This window comes from Arthrobacter sp. GMC3 (assembly GCF_002929305.1).
GTDB lineage: Bacteria > Actinomycetota > Actinomycetes > Actinomycetales > Micrococcaceae > Specibacter.
Genome location: NZ_PJIO01000001.1, coordinates 135,916 through 154,767 on the forward strand (window position 1 = coordinate 135,916; position 18,852 = coordinate 154,767).

Genomic DNA, 18,852 nt, shown 5'->3' on the forward strand with positions numbered 1-18,852 from the left:
GATCCTACTCACACCAATACCGAAGAGACAGTGAGTAGGAAGTGGGCAATGACGTGGGGAGAACGATACAAGGGAGATGCGATGACGAAGGAATCGAAAATGCCGAAGGAGCGAGCGGACCACGTCATGACTTTGCGGCTGACGGAGTCAGATTGGAATTTGCTTGTGCATGTCGCGAACACTCTGGGTGTGTCCGCTTCAAGAGCCGCCCGGCTCATGCTCAGGCGCGCTGATGGAGGGGTGGCAGCGGTGAATGCCGCGCCGGTCATCCAGGAGCTCCGTGACGATTTGGACGATGCTGTGAGGGCGTTTGGTTTGCTGTCGCGCTCGCTCGACAGACAGGGTGTCCTGCTCAACCAGATTGCTCGTAAGGTCAACGCTGGTGCAACCGTGGATGCGGAGGCAGGTCAGGCGCTTCGGGCCTGCCAGCGGGAATTCATGAGCGCGCAATGGGTGCTGGAAAAGAAGCCTGGACAGATGATGGGCATGCGGGGAATGAGTGTGCTTTTGGAGGAGTCAGAGTCATGGCCGTAACCTCGATCACCGCGACGACAAGTGCCGCGCGACTATGCAACTACGTGCTTAGCGGCGAAGCCCACGATGGCAGTGGAGACCGTCGCTATGTGTTCGCTTCCGGCATCGGATGTTTCGCGCCGATCGCGGCACAGGCCTTCGCGATCACTCGGACAGTGCGCAGTCAACAGAGTGTCATTCGGCAGGCGTACTCAATCGTTCAGTCGTTTGGCAGGGATGAGTTCGACATGGATGACACGGCATCCGGGGAACGTGTTCATGAGCTCGGGCTGGAACTTGCCCGGCGTACTTTCCCGGGCCATCAGGTACTTGTCGTCACGCAGCGGGACGGCAAGTCTGGGCTTCTTCATAACCATATTGTCGTTTCAAATATCTCAGACCGCGACGCCGCGTTAGTCTATCGCCGTGTGCCCAGAAATTCATTCGGCGACAAGCTCGCACTGCTAAAGCAGAACAGTCCTGATGGGCTAATTGAAGTACGTGAGGAACGTCCCGCTGGGCGGGCATTCTCATCTGCAATGGGAAACCGACATCGCTTGGCGCATGTCAATGACGAGCTCTTGGCGGACATGGAGTTCATGCAGGGCCAAGGTTTGCAGGCATACAACAACAAGGCGCTGATGACAGCGCCGCCGGAAAGGGTGACCAAAGATGATCGGCTCAAACGCGAACAAGGAGAGTATGTTTGGCGCGATGACCTGAAACTGGTCATCGGCGAAGAACAAGCGCTTGCGGTATCGGTGGGTGACTTCCGAGACCGGCTTGCAGCACGGCGCGTGGAGTTGCGGGAGCGGGGCAAGGAGAAGCATTTCTCGTATGGATTTATCGATGCGGAAGGGAAAGCACGTCAGGCGCGCGCACTAGGCGTTCATGGTCTGGGCGCGGCCTTTGGGCGGGATGCCACCGTGGCGAAGCTGGATCTCAACCAAATTGCCCTGGGCCAGACAGTGCCTCAGCCCTTGAGTGTCACACCGATGCCTGTGGTAGCCCCACAACAAGACACAGTTCCGTCAAAAGTGGTGTCTGAGCCAATTGTGTTCAGAGCGACCCCCGCAGATGCGCCAGCGACCCTCAGCACCGCAAGTTTTCACAGTGAAGCGGCGGCTGCGCACCCCAGGGAAGTCCTCGATGACGCTGTGGGTCTCTCATTCCCCTCCAATGCGTTGGAGCAGCCTGCTCTGGCTTCCAGCCACCGGGAAACCCCTCCGCTGCCGCACGCTCAGCCTGTGAAATCCACTCCGGTAGTCATGAGCCCAAGGCAGAAGCTGGCTTTCGCCAGAATTGCCAATCAAATGAGAATGGATGCACAGGAAGATCGTTCGTTGTAGCAGGAGACTGTCTCGCTATTTGGGCGCCGGAGTGGTTCAGGAACGCCCATGTCATTCCACCGTTTAGACACAAAAGAAGGCTGGAGTCTTGGGTATTGGTGCCCCAAGACTCCAGCCTTTCCGTATCGTCGCCAAGGCGCAATCGTGATCTACCAGCACGGTGCGCGCGAGCAACATAGCGTCAGAAGCTACCGGCCTTCTGTCAAGTTTGCCAGGCGGGCCGGGGGTTCAAAGGAATTCGAGTGACGTTTGTGACGTTCTAAACCCTAACTTCCTACGTGTGCGCGTATGAGAACTTAGGGAACTGGTCGTCACCAACGTCACGGGGCCTCCCCGCCAGCTTTTGCTGACCGGGGCAACTAAACGGGTAGCAGGGCCTTCTGCGTACCCTCCAGCATGGCGCCCGTGAGAGAACCGGGAAGAAAAATTGGCAGCCCGAAGGCTGCCAATTTGTAGGTAGAAAGTTGCCCATCTTGGCCAGCGATTGGCCAAGACGGGTCCCGGATCGGGTAAAAGCCGGATAGATAAGCGAAGAATGAGGTGAGATTGAGCGAAATTTTAGAAACAGAGGTACCTCTGAGTCCTATGGCCGGAATGCGTCCAAGATTGGCCCAGGGTGGCTAGAATCTGACCAAATTTGGCTCCTCGTTAGTAAAGAAGAAATTAGTTTGGCCAAGAATGGGCAAGAAATGCCCGTAATCTGCCAATATTTGGGCTATTTCTTGACAGGGGGTTGCGTTGGCGAAAAATGTACGCCATTTCGGGCCAGAAACTAGCCAAAATTGTCCAAATTTGGGCCAATATGTGTCGCAAGCAAGAATGGCCCACTTTCAATGCCGCGAGCGTTTCAGCGCCTCTACACGGTCAGTGGCACTGGATAATGGAACCATGACGACCGACAGCGCCGCATCCAATTCGCAGATGCAGAAGCACGCCTTCATCTCCTACATGCACGAGGATACAGAGCGTGTAGACCAGTTGGTGGCGGCTCTCGAAGCCGCCGGCGTAAAGGTGTGGCGTGACAAAAATGACCTGTTCCCGGGGAGCAACTGGCAGACCGAGATCCGTAATGCCATCACCCAGGGGAGCCTGGCGTTCATCGCTTGCTTCTCGGATGCGACCGCAGCGCGAGAGAAGTCTTACCAGTTCGAAGAACTTGTCCTCGCGGCCGAGGAGTTCCGTCAGCATCCGCCAGCTCGATCATGGCTATTCCCTGTGCGATTCAGCGATGTTGCCATGCCGGACTATGATTTGGGAGCTGGAAGGACCTTGGACTCCATCCATCGGACTGACTTCTTCGGAGTGGAACACATCGGCGACCTCATGAAGTTGGTGCAGGCTGTTGCACAGCTCGTTGGTCCGAGTTCAGGAACAGTTGGCGTCCAGAGCGCGCCGCAAGTCAGGTACGCAAATCCATCTCCTGTAACTCCTGAGGACCCCGGGCAGGTGGTCAAGGGCATGCTTCGTGATACAAGCCGGGACATCGATCTGGATGACTTTGTCATGGGGATTGCAGCAAAGACTCGAACCCAGCTAAAAGACGATTCGCAATTTTCAGTCGAATCAACGGGTGCCCGACTAGATGATGTCGGCGTCGTCCATGAAGCCATCAACCGCATGGCCGCTTACCAGCAAGTACTGGAGCCATTCGCGAAGATCCTTATAGTGGCGGGCGCATGGGGTGAAGAAAAGCACGCAGAACTCTGGCGACGGGCAGCAAAGCTCATTCTGAATCTCCGTTATGAAAGTGGGAATGCCAGGCTAGTTGCCCTCCAACAATTCGTTCCCATGTACCTCTCCTACGTCTCCGCAGTTGCGTCCGTGGAGAAGTCGAACTTCTACAGCCTAGAAGCACTGGTGGATACGCCCATCCGGTCGGTTCTTGGCACTGACCGAATGATAGCCGTGTTGCATCCTGCCTACGTGTTCAACCAGGCCGAGGATTGGGTGACTTCCGCCTTCTCCTACAGTGTCGAAGGTCAGCCCGTAACTCCCGAACTGATCGAGGCGCTCAAAACTGGGCGGCTGGGTAGGAAGTTCACGCCACTACCCAGCTACCTGTTTACGGCCCTCAGACCCATTTTCGCCGATATGCTCCCCGATGACGACGACTTCGAGGAGCGCTTTGATCACGCCGAGGCGCTTCTGGGGCTGAAAGCGTGTGTGGCGAAAATCGAGACGACTGATGATGGCGGCTATGACTCTGGTGCTGGCAACTGGAGTGCGCGTTATATGTGGAAGCCGCGGTACTCCAGGTCTGGCCCGGATACCCATCTAGCGGACGAGTACAGGGCGCAAGGACAGCATTGGGCTCCCATCCAGCACGGCCTCCTTGGAACGAGGCGTGTGCATGTACCCGGATCGTTAAATCTTGGTGAGTTTGATACTCATGTCATCGACGAGGCAATTCCTGTGTTCCTTGAAAGGCATCGCTTCGGTTACTAGGGCCAGCTGCAATCAAGTACCGGACTCCCACGAACAAGATACACCCCACCTGGTCCGAGGATAAAGGTGGGGCATATTTTGGAGCCGTTGGCTTTGGGCTGAAAACTAAGTCGGCCAGTGGTCGACGAGGTTCAGGACCTGGCTGGCAAGTGCCAGAATCATCGTAATTCTACTCATGATCGGCCAAATGAATTGGGCTTTGACCGCGGCCTTCTTGGCCCTCGATGCAAGGTACTTTCCAAGCCTCTTCATTTTCCATCCTTCCTTGTACCGACGGGGCTCGCCGGTCTTTGGAATGTTAGGTCGTGAGCATCAAAATACTGTCAACAGCCGTGTGACCAAGTGAATGCTCGCGTCGGACAAACCCCTCTGGATCGGCAAAAGAAGCGCCCCGATTAGTCCGAAGAACAGGCGGGGCGGCCAGTAGCGGAGTAGGTCTAGCCAATATTCTGAGCACGGATCATGGTCAGGACTAAGGTGCGAGTCGGCCCCGCTTCAAGTTCAGCGACTCCGTGGTCAGTTAGCGCCTCCAGGATGGTCTCGTAGGTAATGACTTGCCACCATTCGGAATGGTGGACGTGCTTGTCCATGTCACGCTGAAAAGGGCGTAGTTTGAATCCAGGGAGAAGAACAACCAAGTGGTCTGAGTGGATGTGATTCTTTGCGTACCAATCCAGCTGGTAGCCCTTAGACTCCGAGAAGTTCATTTGTGCGTCTCGCTTGAGTTCGATCTGGGCGACCGGTGTCATACCCTTCACCCAGTCAGTCTCTGGGGAAAAGCCAGCGACGTCAGCGAGCCCGCTGATGTTCTGGGTGCGGTATTGCAGGCCTTTCGGAAAGCCGAAAAACTCGGGTCCGAGCCAGCTGTTCATATTCAATGCCAAGCACAACAGAGTCTCGATGGGTCGCTCGTCGACGCCCTTGTATTTCTTGGCCCCTGCTGCCAGGGCTGAAACAAGGGCATTGGCCGAGTAGTGGACCTGTGAAGGCGCCAGAGGAACGTTCTCGTGGGCAGCCTGTGTCATGGTTGATGCTCCTTGGTAGGTGGATTGTTTACGGTGCAAAGGGGTCGGTGGCTAGAAATATGCGACAGGATTCCGGGAGCTATTGCGGTGAGTGGTTGGCTGACCGATTTGTGGATCATCTTCATCCAGCGTTCCCAAAAACATGACCCGCCCATCTTTGCCTGCGCGGACATACAGGTCGGTAGCGACAGCCACGACCGTGCCGTGCCAGTTGATGACCTCTACTTCCTCGGCCCTGAGTGCGCGCTCAGCTTTCATCTTCCACACGCCTCGCCCGGCTTCCCAGCATTGTTTGACCGTCATACCTTCTTCCCAGCCGACATACTTCCGCCCAAGCTCATCGTCAGCTGAAGCTGGCGTGCGACCGTTGAGGGTCACTTGAACGATCCGAGTGTCATGTGTTTGGCGAACCATAGCTGCTCCGTAAATAGTCTGAGTTGGTACCTTCTCAATTTATACAGGCATACATGTTCACTTGTCTATCGGTTTGAGGTCAGATGCGTCCTGCTGGCAGCTGGACATCACTGAAATCACCGGAATCTGGCCCAGATTACCCCACGAAAAGCGAACAGCCCCACCTGATCCGAAGACGAGGTGAGGCTGTCGTTGTACCGGTGGAGGAGATCTGCGCTGAAACTATCAGCTGGCTTCTCTGATGACGACGGGTTTAGGCTCCACGCGCCATTCCCTCACAGAGAGACCATCTGCGAACTTCCACTCTGCTTCGCACTTGTCGCAGCGAATCCAGTGATCGTGTTCACGGAACCCGGGCGTATTGTCATGTTCCTCGATGATTTTGCCCTCGCCAAAAGGGCACAAGTACTCGTAGAACTCAATCGTCCCTGAGTCAGCGCCCCATCCCGGTGCATTTTCGTTGCTGCTGGTGATTCGCGCAGTACGTATGCTCCTGTCCACAGGTAGCTCTGGCGTCGGCAACGAGCCCCTGTTCCACTCCGCGATCACGCTCTTGGCGACATCGTCCGTCCGGGGCGATGACGGGACTGCTTCGAGGATTGCCAGCAGATCCTCTGGGTTGCGAGCGACGCGATGGTCGCTGTCGCGAATTCCAGCGACGTAGTCGCTGGCGAACTGACCAACCTCACCAGCACGATCAGCGAGCAGAATCAGCCACTCGTGGAACGGAAATGATTCTGCCAGGACAGCCGGCCGGACCCAGCGACCAATGACCGTCTCACCAATAGCACATTTTTCAAGCTCTGTCTGCAAGTGCGTGAATCCAGCGGGACGGTGTTGGTCCGCTTGCGGCCTGGTGTGGCCAGCGCGGACCATTCGTTTAACATAGTCGTGCTCCCGCTCTGAAACACCGATCATCAAGTAGTGGCTGGCACTTTCCTGCTCAGCTAGCTGAAGTCCCAAGGCGGCCGCAGCCCAAATGAGTCGGCCGTTGGAAACATAGGAGGCGGGAGAGTAGTGCTGTCCAAGGAAATCCTCGGCGGCGTGCTTCAGAGAATTGCTGCTGACTTCCGGTTTTTCCCCTGGAGTGATGGGCGTGAACATCCTCAGGAAGTCAACGAGCAGTGCCAATTCGGTGAAGTCGGTTTTCCCTTTGAGGCTCCACTGGGTGTCTCCGTAGTAGCCATCCTCACCGAGGATGAAGTCGCCACCTTCTGCGCCGATGAGGGGGTGGTCGTTCAGGGTATTGATCAGATGCCGTGCGCTGACCTGGTCGCCGAGTATCCCTTGGGTGAGTTGCGACTCAACCTGCCGCAGCGCGGTGGTGTAATTCGTGGAAGTAAATGCTGCCCAGGCGCGTGTATCTTGCTTGATCTTACGATCGCGAGTGTTGCGTAGTTCGATAATGTTGGACTTCATCTCAATCTCTAATGCGGGCATCACATCCCACGTTTGCGAGCCCTGTTTGATGAAAGAGAGGTCTCTAAAAGAACTGCGATTCTGGATCTGTGGCAGTTGTCTTCGGCGTCGTCGTTACGTGGGAACTCAGACTCAGAGGAAGGCAGACCAGACTGCCGTGCTCTGAGCGTAGCCGTGATCATTCCGCGAGTCCATTGACCGCGTTGACTCATGAATAGGCGGCTCGAACGCAGCTTTGCTTCAGAGAGTCAACGAAACCCCGGGCGGTCCCATTTGACTTACCTGCACAGTCCACGCGAGCAACCTAGAGTCAGCAAAGGCCGGCCTTTGGCCGATTTTGCCAGGCTGACTTAGAGTTCAGGGGAAACCGGGTGACGTTTGTGACGTTCTAAACCTTAACTTCCTACGTGTGTGCGTATGAGAACTTAGGGGGCTAGACGTCACCAACGTCACTTAAGGGGGCGGCTGACACCTGATGTGCTGATAAACCAGAAGAAACTAGCCAATTTTCAAGGATCCGCCTTTGTCGGACGGCCAAATCTGGCAGCTGCGGGTGGCTACGATTCACTTGTGAATCAGACACTTGTGACAGATCGGGCCCGCAACCGCATGCAAAATCTTATTGGCGGCTACCTCCAGGGAGTGACCAGTCGCGAAGTGATGCTCTCCATACTGAAATGGGAGATGGCGCTGATGGACGGCAACGTAGTTGATGACTTCCTCCGTGATCTCCGGACGAACTGGATACTGGACCCTGATGTCTTAGATGCCGTCAGTCGTACCTATACAGAGAATGTTCAACACTGGGTATTTCCTGAGGAACCCCAATCCTCTACCCAGCTTCCCGATGCTATCGAGTGCACGATTCCTGAGCTGGTCGAATCTGCTGGCATGGCCGTTGGCATTTTGCGCCAAGTCTTGAACATGCTCGTTGGGGTCAATACACGATTGAACCTACGCCGTGCGTATGAAAGCGTTGAGCAAGCCCTTCACCTAGTTAGTGAAGAAGTAGCACTGCTCGAGCAAGCCGGTGAACTTGTTGGTAGCGGCGCGCTCTTGGCGCCTGCATTTCCCGGACGGAAAGTACAAGAAGCATCATGGTGCTCTACCAAGGGTGCCCCACTAACTCCCAAGCAGATCATCTGGCTCGCTTCTCTTGCAGAAGGCCAAAGAGAACTATCACTAACTTACGCGGACGGAATCAGCCACCACTCCACCCTTCCACAGCTGGTGGCAGAGCAAGTTCTGGTTGGGGATCGTCAGCGGATCTGGGCTGAGGAGGAGCGAGTATTTGGGGAAGAGTATGGGATTGCTTTAGCGCGCACTTGCCCCCGCTGCAACAGTGGCCCCGGTGAGAACTGCCGCAGCTACAAAGGCATGGAAACATCGATCCATAAAAGGAGATACACCACGGCGTCGTGACGCATAGCTGTGACCACTGCTGGCTGGCGGAAACGATCAGCCAACAACTCTGCATTGGCACACGAGTAGTCGGCCCCAAACCTCTATTTCGGCCGCTGGCGAAGCTTTTCCTGATTTCCCAAAGCAACAACTTGGAGTATGAAAAAGTGAACGATTTTGTACTTTCCCCAGAACGGTTCGCTGGCGTGCGACGGGCTGAAACGCTCGCGTGGAAGATCAATCTTCTGTTGGATACGGTCATGTCTGGTTCCGGGAAGCCCTTCGACTACAACACGATCCGAGACACGGCACACGCCGCTGGCTACTCCTTGTCCAGGACAAGATGGTCCTTGCTCAAGAGCGGCAAAGAGCAAGTGGTCCGAGACGAGACTCTTCGGGCACTAGCCGCTGTTTTTGATGTAGATCCTGAATACTTGCTAGAAGCGGACGGCAATCTCCCTGAGAAAGTCGAAGTCAAATTGGATGATCTCCGCAGGACGCGGCGCGCCGAGGTGCGTGATTTTGCCGCCCGTGCTCTGGGGCCGGTAGACCCCAAGGCACTTCAAAGGATAGTCACGATCCTCGATGCGGCTGTCTAGGGCTGGGGTTTCCAGCCCGTCCGTGCGCGGTCATGCCGACATAGACGCGTCACCATTTCCGGTGGAGAATCGAACCACCACAGAGGAAGACGATGACCAACCGCAGAACTTACGACCCAGCGAACAAAGACCAGGTATTCGCTACCCTACGCCATGAGATCCTTGCCGCCCGCTTGAAGGTCGCCTTGGACGAACGGTTGCGCCGTGAGACGTCCCCGACCGTGAAGCGTCTAGCCAATATGAAGCTGCCCCCGATGGTCAGGCCGGACCATCAGGCCTGTGACGCCCAGGCTGAAGCTGTTGCCTGGAGGGTCGCGGACGTTCGTGCGGGCAATCGCAAGACAGTGGCGGCCGATGCAGTGGGGCGAGACCTTGACTTGGAGGATTGAGCAAAAGGGTTGTTGTTCCTCGACACCCATAAGTCAGGTAGGACCATGGAGTCGTGGGCGCGGCAGGGCTCAGGGCAATAGCCAAGCTCTAGGACGAAAGTGGCTAGCCCTGGCGAGCGGATTCCAGAGCAGACAGTAGACGCTGTGCGTTCTTCGGTGAGCGCAGCAGATAACCCGTCTCCACCAGAGCATCGAACTCTACTTTGGCCATCAACACGGCGGATCCACGCTTGGACACGATCTCAACCGCAAGCTGATCTTGATTAACACGTGCGATGAGACCGGAGAGATCACGGCGTGCTTCGCTGGCTGTTATGGACATGGCTCCTCCTAGTTGTACTAGGTATAACACGACTTAGCTCTTGGGTGATGTATTCGCTATTCAATGAGGTGCAGCTGATGGCGACGCTGGTGTGCAGGAACCCAATTCTCATGTCATCGACGGATCGGTCAGGTCTGGGACGATGTGCGGGCCGTCGCTCAACAGTGCCAGCCGGCCGACATCCATTGGAGAAATGTTGAATTTGATAGCGGGTTGATTCGGCCTTCCAAATGATTCCTACTCGCGGTTCTTGCAGCACTGGGTCGCTCATCCATACACATATGATGGAGCAATCAAACGAACTGTTCGGGGGGGACAAACATTGACTGAGATTCCAGAAGTACTCGCAGAGGCGTATGTACGCCGCGGCGCGAAGTACGAAGAGCTAAACGCTTGGTATGTGAGAATCAGTGCAGATCTGGTCCCCGAACAGCGTTGGCCTGACGGTAGCCTGGTAACTCCACATTCCATATACGCCAAATACCGGGCAGGGTGCCAGGACATTGATCAGCGCTGTGATTACATGGTCGGCCATTTCCGGGAGTCTTTCCAACTGGCGAACCCCCAGGCCGTTCTGCCTGAATACCTAAAGCCTGGATTCCAACTTTTAGCTCCCCTGCCTCCACCTGTCACCGTTGGTCCACCACACTATCCCTCACCGAGTTTCAACATGACAAAGGACTTCACCGCCAAACCCAGGAAACCATGGCGGGGGTGGGTTATTGCGGCCTTGGCTTGTGTCCTCGCGGTCTTGTTAATCTCCAGCATGGGGAACTCGAACAGAAAGTCCGAAGAGCTGAAGGCCAATGCAGAGGCAGCCGCAACACACACAGTCTTGTACGAGGTCGAGGGTACCGCCAAGGGAGCCGACCTGACTCTGGAGACACTCAATGGGACATCTCAGCTAAGCGGAAAGGCTGTGCCCCTTGCGAACAAGACGTCCGGCAAGCGAGGCATGACCTTGGAGATGCCTGCCGGGAGCTTCGTGTATATCTCCGCGCAGAACACCGGTAGCTCAGGGACGATTTCCTGCAAGATAACTGTCGATGGGGTCGTTGTCGCCCACAACTCGTCGTCGGGCGGCTACACGATTGCTACCTGCACCGGAAAAGCACGCTAGAGGAGCGGCGTTGAGCGGCAGCCATGTCGCAGGTGGAAACTTCGGCCAATTCTCGTGGACTGCCCTCGGGGTTATCGAGGTTTCCCAGGGTGATGTACCGCCGTTGCTGGTGAACAGTTGGTTGGGTAGCTCACGTAAATGAATTTGCATGCACCCTGGCTGTGCAGCCTAATCCCTTGTTCGATCTCATTTTGGTCCGCCTTGTTTACCCGTATTCGGGCAATCGGCTACGAGTGAGGCAAAACGTTTTCAGGGTGGCGTCCGGCAGAGCACCCCCAAGGCCAAGGCGGCCCGTTATCGCGGAGTATCACGCCAAACGCTTTAAACAGGGCTAAGCGGCAACGGACAATGTGCACAGGTTTGAGTCGCCTGCTATTACTGGACCCAAAATTCTCATTGGCGATCACGCAATCAATTGCGGTTCAATCCGAACTGCTTGCTGAGCAGCGCCCTCTTGTAGTGGTTCTCAGCTGCATCGATTTCTGCCTTTGGTGCCCCTGGGCTGAAGACCCTTAGGATGCTGAATTGAAAGTGGTTCCGGTGGGACATGTCCACCTCATTCAGTTCTCGGAGTGCGACGTTTCCGCCGTGGCCGGTCTTCGCGTAAGTACTCCACCGGCCCATGATCCGCTCGCTGCCGTCGGCCTTCCCAACGTAGAGCTTTCCACTCTTCGTGTCGGAGATCAGGTAAATGCCCTGCACTGATTTGAGAACCTGGCGCCAGCCCTCATAGCGGGAGTCCTCTATGACCGAATGCAGTTCATTGAACGAGAGGATTAGCTCGTCGAAGCCAGGGAACGCGGGCGCCTGGGCATCGGCGATCTCCGTGACGGGGAAGCCGACGGCCGCTTCGCCAGCCCTAGTCCACCGGATCGCACCGCCAGTCCAGTCAATGACGAGTCGGTCTTTGAAAGAGGCCAGACACGGGGAGGGTGACAGGTCGTAATAGCGTTCTGTCTCGGTTCGTTCGGCCATGACTTCGCCATGGTTCTCAAAGGCGCCGATGAACCGACCGCGCGTCCCCCCGGCAGCGATGAAGTTCAGCCAAATAAGAGGCGGGTTCTTGGGGAACCAGCTGCCAGACACCGCCTGCTCACGAACGAACGCCAAGACCTTTGCCGGGCTGAGGTCTGCGGGTCCTGTGAGGCCCGTTTTGGAGTAGGTGTGCCGCAATAGGACCACTTGACTCGGATCAATTCCGGCTGCGGCAAAGAGCTCTCCCATCGTCAAGGAGCCTTCGAACGCTGATTTTGGATGCAGTTGCGTAATTGTCGTCGTCATTGAAGAGTTCCTGGCTTTCTAGCGGGCGGCAAAGGCCCATCGTTCAATCTCGTCGAAGCCGACTTGGCGTTCTTCCGTGGAGAGCTGTCTGGCCCAGTCGATCATGAGCTCAACGGCAGTTGAGTATGTCTTGTACCCGTAGCTGCTGCCGCGCTTGGGGGTTAGTGGTTCTTCGGTGTAACGGCTCAGGGTTGCCAGGACTCGCTTGTCGACAATGAGGCAACGGTGTTCAGGGTTGCCTGCGCCGGCGAAGTAGAGGTACTTCGTGAAGAAGTTCGGGCCCAACCAATTGATCAACGTGCTGTTGGGTTGCAGCGTCCTAAATGCTGCTTCGGGATCTGTTCGCGACAGGTTGGCCGCACGACGCAGCGCATTCCCGATGCCTGGCACGTCATGCTCCACGGACGCTATGCGTTGTTTGGTGTTTCTGTGGCTTGAACCAGTTCCCCAAGCGAGGGTATTCCAGAGCAACGCGTAGGCAGCCTCGTTGGATTCGTCCTCACAGGCAGCGTCGGCCATGGCAAACAACGACCCTCGACTGATGCGACCGCGTTCAGTTTCACCATCAATGCCACGGACGGGGGTGCCGGGAAGATGGTCGATGCGGCTATTCCAGTACTTGAGGTTTAATTTGAACTCATGCTGGTCTATGGACTGAATCCTGGGAGTGGTCTCGACGAAATCATTCAGGTCATTAGGGGCTTGAACGGGTGCGATGGTCGGCATGATTTCCAGACTAGGGCAAGGCTACGACTTTCATGCACAGGGGCCGTTGCATTCGAGTTATGTTTGAAATATTAGACGGCACCGGTCTGTGGTCGACCTAGAAAGTTACCAACTGGTCATGTCCCTCTGCTCGCGACAGCGATTAGGCATCGTTGGCTTGAGATTAGCTTCAGAGCGGCTCCATACACTGCGTGGGGCCATTCTGCTTTTGGTGGCCCGGCAGCGCCGGCTACTGTTCGGAAGGCTCATCACCCAATGGAACTTCCGCCGTCTTCCTCCACCCCGGCAAAGCATTGTTGAGCGCGTCCAGTCGCCAAGGCAGTATCTCGCGGTTATGGGTCTTCTGGTGCTGTGTGGCCATCCAAATTCCCAGCACATGTTCTACCTCGGTCGTTGCCGTTGGATGTCTGGGTAGGCGATCGTGCTCGGCGACGAATTCCAGTATTTTGCGAAACTGTTCCCGCCACCGCCGATCTAACTCTCGCTCCTGATCAGTTGTGATCCAATCGCCCAGCATCCCCATCTCGCGGGCCTTCGTCCATCCCAAGGTCTGTGCCAGGTGCGCCTGGCGCTGTTCCGAAAGCCATCTGTACAGAGGCACCTCGCGGTCTTCCAGCCCGTGGATGGTGGGATAGTGGCCGTGGGTAGCGATAAAGTCTCTAACCTCGGCCAGATGCCGGTGCCACACCTTGGACGGCCCTCGGGGCGCTGCTGCCCGTTGGACTGCCAGATCAGGATCAATGGTTCGGCGACCTTTGAGATGCCGCTGGATTACCCCGGTGCGGGAGCCAGTCAGCTCAGCGATTCTGGTAACCGGGAAACCAGCGGCGTACATTCGGTCCCACTCTTCGTGATTCGAATCGGCAATCTGTGTCATCGGCGCGCCTCTCCAATCTTCTCTTCGTCGATTGGGCCCAGCCTAGCCGTGCTGGTTGACGCGCGTACTGGCCGGGGGTGGAATCTTGCATTCGTGAAATTGATTGAGACGAACCATCACAGGCATAAATGTCATGCCCCCGCATGCTCGATAGTGGCGCCATGTCGCCCACTCACCCATATGGGGGTTGAAATACAGGGCCCAAAAGTGCGACATTGGCCGCAGCAATTCGGCTACTGGAAGGTGCCGTGAGTAATTGCTGATAGAAATAGGACTGGTGTCCGTGCGCGCGGCGATTTTCTAGGAGTGGTCATGTCCAAAAGCATGTTCGAGGTCTACTTGAACGAGGTGACGGACGAAGGACTCCGTGCAAGGCTAAAAGCCGAGTTTGAGCGCACCACCAAGAAATTCGGCCTGGTCTTTGAACGACACTCTCCCGAAGGCATCCGGATGCCGCAGTCGCCAGTCCGCCGCGGCCGCACGGTGGTGCGCGAAGCAGATGGTTCGTTCCACAAGGTGCGGGCTATAGATGGTGACCACCTGACCCTGGTCGATGAGAATGGCGACGTCACCGAAGAACAGCTCAAGAACGTCACGGCTGCCAGGCAGTTCGGCGAAGTGGTCTTTCCCGGGCTGAAGTCAGTGGGCACAGCGCGCACCGGCGGCCCCGAGGATGCAGCTCATGTGGTGATCAACGGCGAGAACTTCCATGCCTTGGAGATGCTCGGCTACACGCACCGCGAATCCGTGGACCTGATCTACATTGACCCGCCCTACAACACGGGCAATAAGACCTGGCAATACAACGACCACTACGTCGCTGAGCAGGATAGCTTCAAGCATTCAAAATGGCTGAGCTTCATGGAACGCCGGCTGAGTCTGGCCAAGGAACTGCTCAAGCCAACAGGGGTGATCGTCGTGGCCATCGGCGACGAAGAGCATCACCGGCTGCGGATGCTCATGGACGAAGTCTTTGGGCCCAACAACTTCATCTCAGATGTCGTGTGGCAGGGCGGTCGTAAGAACGACTCGCGTTATGTCTCCAACGGCGCCGACTATATGTTGATCTATGCGAACTCTGAAGCAGCTTTGGCTGGTACCGGAGTCCGTTGGCGCGAGAAGAAGTCGGGCGTGGACGAGGCTCTGGCCAAGGCCGCGGAAATTTGGGGTCGCTGCAAAGGTGACGCTGAATCTGCCAATGCGGAATGGAAGGTCTGGTTGAAGGGGCAGAAAAGTGTAGGCGCTTCCACTGATGCCGTTAACCGATATGACCGCCTCGAGTCACATACAGGGCGACCGATTCATACCTATGGCGATCTGACGTGGCCTGGTGGGGGCGGCGGAGCCTACGAGGTAAAGCATCCAGTTACTCAGAAGCCTGTCAAGATGCCTGTGCGGGGATGGCTCTACAAGGACCCGGCACGTATGCAGGAAGAAATCGAAAAGGGTCGCGTCTTTTTTGGTGCAGATGAGTCAATGATCCCTCGGGGCATTCGATTTTTGGATGAACTGGACAGCCAGGTTGTGATGTCGGTCTTCTCCTATGACAGGAAGGCCACCAACGGGTATCTGCGGGAAATTTTTGGAGACAAACGTTTCCCCAATCCCAAGGACCTCAATGTCATCATGCGCTGGCTCAGGTTGGCAGCTCCCAAGGACGCGGTCATCTTAGACTTCTTCGGCGGCTCCGGGACCACGGCCGAGGCTGTCATCCGCCTGAACAATGAAGACCAGGGCACGCGGCAGTGCATCTTGGTGACCAACAATGAGCTCTCCGCCAAGGACGACGCTGCGTTGCGCAATGCCGGCCACGAACCGGGATCAGCCGAGTACGAAGCAAAGGGTGTCTTCCACAACGTCACCAAGCCGCGTATCGAGACAGTGGTCACCGGTGTCCGCCAAGACGGCACGGCCTATTCTGAGGGCCTGCCAGCCAACGTGGAGTTCCTGGACCTGGCCTACCTCGAAGAAGGCCGCGTCCATGCCGGTCTGGAATATGAACAGCTGGCTGCGCTGTTCTGGCTGAAGTCGGGCGCCCTCGGCTCTCCGCTGCACCAAGCCAGCCCCACCCGTGCTTATGAGTGGGACGGGACCTCCTCGATGGCGGTGCTGTTCGACGCCGGTAAATCAGGCGAGCTGGCTGACATCCTGGCCACCAAGTCCAACAACGTCCGGCGCGTCTTTGTGATCACCGATTCCTCGGAGCAGGGAGACCTGGCTGTCGAGTCATTCAGTGACGAGTACCTTGTTGAGCCCATCTACGGCTCCTACCTTGACGCCTTCCAGATCAACCGGAGCGATTCGTGAAGTTCACCCTTGCCGACTACCAGACTGATGTTGTTGAGGAAACCCTCAACGAACTCGGCATTGCCCTGCAGCGCCTGCGCGCCAACAGCGCACGTAAGACAGCCATTGGCATCAGCGCACCCACCGGGGCCGGCAAAACAGTCATCGCTGCTGCCGTGCTGGAGTCTCTGTTCTTCGGTACCGAAGATGCAGCCCCGCGGCCGGACACCACTATCCTGTGGCTGACGGACGACGCTGAGCTGAACGAGCAGTCCCTGAAGAAGATCCGGACTTCCTCGGACAGGATCACGGCGACCATGCTGCGTACCGTGGAAGCCGACTTTGACCAGGCGGAATTCAACCCCGGCCTGATCTACTTCTTGAACGTCCAGAAGCTCGGCACCGGGGCCACCAGGCACATCAAGACCGGCGACAACCGCAGGTACTCCCTCTGGGAGACCATCGGCAACACCATCAAGCAGCGCGGCGGCGACTTCATCATCCTGGTCGATGAAGCCCACCGCGGGGCCAGCGACAGGGGCCGGCCGACGATCCTGCGCAGGATACTGGACGGGGCCACCATCGACGTTCCTGGAAACAACGGCACAGCCCGGACGATCGTGAACCCGCCGGCGCCGATCGTGATTGGCTTGTCGGCGACGCCCGAGAAATTCGAAACGGCCATGATTGACGCCACGGGAAGGTCGCTGGTTCGAATACCAGCCGATGTGCAGAAGGTACGCGCCTCGGGGCTGATCAAGGACCGCATCAATGTCAGCTACGCAGTGGACGACCAGCCCAGCGATGACACATTGATCAGGCAGGCTGTGGCTGATCTGGATCGCTGCGACAGGCAGTGGGATCAGTGGGCTAGAGCTACTGGCGCCTCGTACCGTCCGTCGCCGTTGCTGGTCATCCAAGTTCAGGACATGACCACTGATGCAAAGATCGGCGAGATCGTCCAGACCCTGGCTGATGCTTCAGAGGCCTTCGACCATGCTGACTCTGTGGCCCATGCTTTTGGTGAGCACGCGCCGATCACCACGACGACGTGGTTCAGCGGTGTGGAGATGCCCCGCATCATCCAGTACATTGCCCCGGCGTCCATTTCGCAGTCGGGAGACATCCGTGCGGTGATTTTCAAGCAGGCGCTGACCACAGGCTGGGACTGCCCCCGCGCCGAAGTGATGGTCTCACTGCGCACAGCCAGGGAGCACACACAGATTGCCCAGCTCATCGGCCGCATGGTGCGCAACCCCTTGGCCAAAAAGATCGAAGAGCCCGAATTCGACGAGCTGAACGCCGTGGACCTCTACCTGCCGCACTTCAACAAAGACGAAGTCGCTCAGGTGGTGAAGTCCTTCATGGACGCGGCCGACGTCGAAGTGCCGGTACAGATCAACCCGAAGCGCATGACCAGGAACCCCAATGTCCCTGAGTCTGTCTGGGACGCCATCAGCGCCCTGACACGGGAGCAGAAACCCGTCAGGCGCTTCAGCTCCAACGTGAACCGACTGGTGCGCCTCGGCGGGCTGCTGGACAACGCCGGCTTCGAGCACCCGGGAGGCTCCTCCTATGTGCAGGAGTCCCGTGACGTTGTGGTGGACACTCTCGCCTCCGTGTACAGCCAGAACAGGGTGGCCTTGAACACGGTGGCAAAGTCGCTGCTGGAGGTCAGCTTTGCGACGGCCAGCTATGACCAGTACAGCGGCAAAGAAACCAGCAATGTCTCCAAGTCAGTAGCGACGAGCCAGAAGAACATGCGCCAGCTGCTGGAGGAAGCCAAGCGCCGACTGCCCGACGCCGCTGCAGCGTGGTACAGTACCGCACTGGTGGTTGCCGGTGAGCTGGACTGGGATGAAGTCATTGCCCGGACTGCGGCAGTGGCCCGAGCAACAGAGGCCCGTGAAGCACTGGAGGCCCAGTGCGGCGCGCGGGTGGAGTCGTGGCGGCGCAGCACAGCCGGCTCAGTGGCACGGCTGAAGCCAACCCAGCGCCAGGACTTTGAAGCCATTTTCGCCCCCATCGGTTCTGCCCTGTCCAGCCTGTTGGTGATGCCTGAGGCTATTTCTCAGAAGACCGAAGTCATCAACAAGGTCACCGGGGACATCGAGGCGCTGCCGCTGTACGCCGGGCATCTTTACGCCCTGCCGGAGAGCCAGCAGTTTCCTGACGATTTCACCAGCTGGGAAGAGGACGTCCTCACCGCAGAGCAGGACTCTGGCACGCTGCTGGGCTGGTACAGGAACCCCGTCGGCGGCAGCCATGCACTTTCAGTGCACTATCTGGACGCCCAGGTGTCCAAGAACCTCTACCCCGACTTCCTGTTCTTCCACGATGACGGCGACGGCGGTGTGGCCACAGACCTAGTGGACCCACACAACCATTCTTACGCCGACACGGCACCGAAATGGGCGGCTCTGGCCAAGTACGTCCGCGACCATGACGGTGACTTCCGCCGTGCTGCGATCGTCATCAAAGAAACCTCCGGTGCACTGCTGGCTATTCAGCTTTCTGGGCAGGTTGATGACAGCCTGGAAAAGAAGCTGGCTGCAGCAACCTCTAGGGAAGCCATCGAACAGCTTTTCCGTGAAGTGGGCGGAGCTTACTAGTTAGGAACCATGGCACGTCGGCTAGGACGAGGATGCGTTCAACCTGCAAATTTGAAACTTCCCAGCACGGCGCA

At 57.2% G+C, this 18,852-nt stretch carries 17 protein-coding genes; 9 read left to right on the forward strand and 8 right to left on the reverse strand.

From position 1 onward, the window contains the following. Positions 1-81 precede the first annotated feature (81 nt). From CXQ94_RS00625 to CXQ94_RS00635, 3 genes are all read left to right on the forward strand, one after another. The gene (locus CXQ94_RS00625; RefSeq protein ID WP_146070191.1) at positions 82-534 is read left to right on the forward strand and encodes a hypothetical protein; all 453 of its coding nucleotides are present in this window, start codon (positions 82-84) and stop codon (positions 532-534) included. Continuing rightward, on the forward strand, positions 525-1,862 hold the full coding sequence (locus CXQ94_RS00630) for a relaxase/mobilization nuclease domain-containing protein (protein WP_181034012.1): 1,338 nt from the start codon (positions 525-527) through the stop codon (positions 1,860-1,862). Before CXQ94_RS00625 ends, CXQ94_RS00630 begins: the two co-directional genes overlap by 10 nt. 888 nt (positions 1,863-2,750) lie before the next feature. Continuing rightward, the gene (locus CXQ94_RS00635) at positions 2,751-4,307 is read left to right on the forward strand and encodes a toll/interleukin-1 receptor domain-containing protein (RefSeq protein ID WP_181034013.1); all 1,557 of its coding nucleotides are present in this window, start codon (positions 2,751-2,753) and stop codon (positions 4,305-4,307) included. Between the two features lie 105 nt (positions 4,308-4,412). Here CXQ94_RS00635 and CXQ94_RS22360 read toward each other — a convergent pair whose 3' ends face one another. The 4 genes from CXQ94_RS22360 to CXQ94_RS22365 form a co-directional block, all read right to left on the reverse strand. Beyond that, positions 4,413-4,559 (reverse strand): hypothetical protein, encoded by a 147-nt coding sequence (locus CXQ94_RS22360; RefSeq protein ID WP_181034014.1) that lies wholly within the window; start codon positions 4,557-4,559, stop codon positions 4,413-4,415. Positions 4,560-4,744: 185 nt separating this feature from the next. Further along, positions 4,745-5,332 carry a hypothetical protein gene (locus tag CXQ94_RS00640; RefSeq protein WP_104086298.1) on the reverse strand — a complete coding sequence of 196 codons (588 nt, stop codon included), beginning with the start codon at positions 5,330-5,332 and terminating at the stop codon, positions 4,745-4,747. A gap of 51 nt (positions 5,333-5,383) precedes the next feature. After that, positions 5,384-5,746 carry a hypothetical protein gene (locus tag CXQ94_RS00645; RefSeq protein WP_104086299.1) on the reverse strand — a complete coding sequence of 121 codons (363 nt, stop codon included), beginning with the start codon at positions 5,744-5,746 and terminating at the stop codon, positions 5,384-5,386. Positions 5,747-5,971: 225 nt separating this feature from the next. After that, complete coding sequence (locus CXQ94_RS22365) at positions 5,972-7,165, reverse strand: hypothetical protein (RefSeq protein WP_219816965.1); 1,194 nt, start codon at positions 7,163-7,165, stop codon at positions 5,972-5,974. A 570-nt stretch (positions 7,166-7,735) separates the two neighbouring features. On the opposite strand from CXQ94_RS22365, the gene CXQ94_RS00655 reads away from it, so the two are divergent. From CXQ94_RS00655 to CXQ94_RS00665, 3 genes are all read left to right on the forward strand, one after another. Further along, on the forward strand, positions 7,736-8,587 hold the full coding sequence (locus tag CXQ94_RS00655) for a hypothetical protein (protein WP_146070193.1): 852 nt from the start codon (positions 7,736-7,738) through the stop codon (positions 8,585-8,587). A 146-nt stretch (positions 8,588-8,733) separates the two neighbouring features. Next, complete coding sequence (locus tag CXQ94_RS23005) at positions 8,734-9,165, forward strand: helix-turn-helix transcriptional regulator (RefSeq protein ID WP_258066523.1); 432 nt, start codon at positions 8,734-8,736, stop codon at positions 9,163-9,165. 92 nt (positions 9,166-9,257) lie between these two features. Beyond that, entirely contained in the window at positions 9,258-9,554 is a 297-nt protein-coding gene (locus CXQ94_RS00665; protein ID WP_104086301.1) for a hypothetical protein, read from the forward strand. Between the two features lie 103 nt (positions 9,555-9,657). Here the strand turns inward: CXQ94_RS00665 and CXQ94_RS00670 are convergent, their stop codons facing one another. Continuing rightward, a complete protein-coding gene (locus tag CXQ94_RS00670) occupies positions 9,658-9,876 on the reverse strand; it encodes a type II toxin-antitoxin system Phd/YefM family antitoxin (protein ID WP_104086302.1) in 219 nt (72 codons plus the stop codon). 322 nt (positions 9,877-10,198) lie between these two features. Here CXQ94_RS00670 and CXQ94_RS00675 point away from each other — a divergent pair, with 322 nt between their 5' ends. Then, a complete protein-coding gene (locus CXQ94_RS00675) occupies positions 10,199-10,996 on the forward strand; it encodes a hypothetical protein (RefSeq protein ID WP_104086303.1) in 798 nt (265 codons plus the stop codon). Positions 10,997-11,407: 411 nt separating this feature from the next. On the opposite strand, the gene CXQ94_RS00680 is transcribed toward CXQ94_RS00675, so the two are convergent. From CXQ94_RS00680 to CXQ94_RS00690, 3 genes are all read right to left on the reverse strand, one after another. Next, positions 11,408-12,277, reverse strand: coding sequence for a GIY-YIG nuclease family protein (locus CXQ94_RS00680; RefSeq protein WP_104086304.1), 870 nt, complete (start codon positions 12,275-12,277; stop codon positions 11,408-11,410). A gap of 18 nt (positions 12,278-12,295) precedes the next feature. After that, positions 12,296-13,003 carry a hypothetical protein gene (locus tag CXQ94_RS00685; RefSeq protein ID WP_104086305.1) on the reverse strand — a complete coding sequence of 236 codons (708 nt, stop codon included), beginning with the start codon at positions 13,001-13,003 and terminating at the stop codon, positions 12,296-12,298. A 229-nt stretch (positions 13,004-13,232) separates the two neighbouring features. Beyond that, a complete protein-coding gene (locus tag CXQ94_RS00690; RefSeq protein WP_104086306.1) occupies positions 13,233-13,880 on the reverse strand; it encodes a helicase associated domain-containing protein in 648 nt (215 codons plus the stop codon). Positions 13,881-14,192: 312 nt separating this feature from the next. Here CXQ94_RS00690 and CXQ94_RS00695 point away from each other — a divergent pair, with 312 nt between their 5' ends. Both CXQ94_RS00695 and CXQ94_RS00700 read left to right on the forward strand, forming a co-directional pair. Next, a complete protein-coding gene (locus CXQ94_RS00695; protein ID WP_104086307.1) occupies positions 14,193-16,187 on the forward strand; it encodes a site-specific DNA-methyltransferase in 1,995 nt (664 codons plus the stop codon). Continuing rightward, positions 16,184-18,778: a DEAD/DEAH box helicase gene (locus CXQ94_RS00700; RefSeq protein WP_104086308.1), complete on the forward strand. Its 2,595-nt coding sequence runs from the start codon at positions 16,184-16,186 to the stop codon at positions 18,776-18,778. The genes CXQ94_RS00695 and CXQ94_RS00700 overlap by 4 nt, the downstream gene beginning before the upstream one ends. Positions 18,779-18,852 lie beyond the last annotated feature (74 nt).